The sequence below is a fragment of the Mycobacterium sp. 1245111.1 genome, assembly GCF_001673405.1.
Classification (GTDB): Bacteria; Actinomycetota; Actinomycetes; order Mycobacteriales; family Mycobacteriaceae; genus Mycobacterium.
In genome coordinates this window covers 1-814 of sequence record NZ_LZLV01000135.1, presented here as the reverse complement: position 1 = coordinate 814, position 814 = coordinate 1, and the positions used below count along the sequence as shown (strand labels likewise).

Below are 814 nucleotides of genomic sequence, written 5' to 3'. Positions count from 1 at the left end.
ACCGTGGCCAGATGTTGAAGCCGCCTACCTGCGCGCCTGGATTTTCCGCCCGACCCGCGCCGAAGCCCTTCACGCCATCGCCGTTCGATACCGCCTCGACCAACGCTACCGACTTGGTTACCTGCTTGCCCAGCAGGCAACCGAAATCCCTTGTCCCGGAGAAGAACTCTTTGTCTCGGGATACGTCGCCGAGATTTACGCTTGGCGCGCGCTCGATGAGCAGGCGGTGTGCGCACTCTGGGCCGGTAAACACGCCGAGGCGTTCGCGCTGTGCCGACGCCTAGTCGCCCGCCCTGACATCCCCGACTGCGACCGGCAGCGCATCGCGACTAACCGCGACTATTCAGTTCCGGTCATGCTCGAAGGCGCCACACCATATCCCGAAGCCGTGGTGCAGTCTTTGATCGCTGAACCCGGCGATGCTCAGATCACCGTCACCCTCATCGCCGGACCGGATCCGCTGACGCTCGTGCAAACCCTCAACTCATTTTTGACATGTTGCCTCGACGTTTCACGAGTCGGGCGCTTCCTAGTCCTTGACACCGGCCTGTCGGCGCCTGACCGCGCCGCATTGCAGCAACGCTACGGATTCCTCGAGTTCATCCGTCGCAGATTTCGCAGCAAACCAGGAACCGAACTTGCACAGCTTCGCACCCAAATCGACGCACGGTACTGGCTACACCTAGGTCGAGGTTGGCAGTTCTTCGCCCCCGACAATCTCATCAGCCGCCTCACCGGGGTACTGGAAGCCGAACCACAGGTCTTCCAGGTCGGCATTAACTTCGCCGACGCCACCACCCTCACCGGCATCACC

Annotated in this window: 1 pseudogene; it reads left to right on the top strand. The window is 61.8% G+C overall.

What is annotated here, in order from left to right:
• A pseudogene (locus A5658_RS28530) lies at window positions 1–814 on the top strand (glycosyl transferase); the annotation flags it as partial.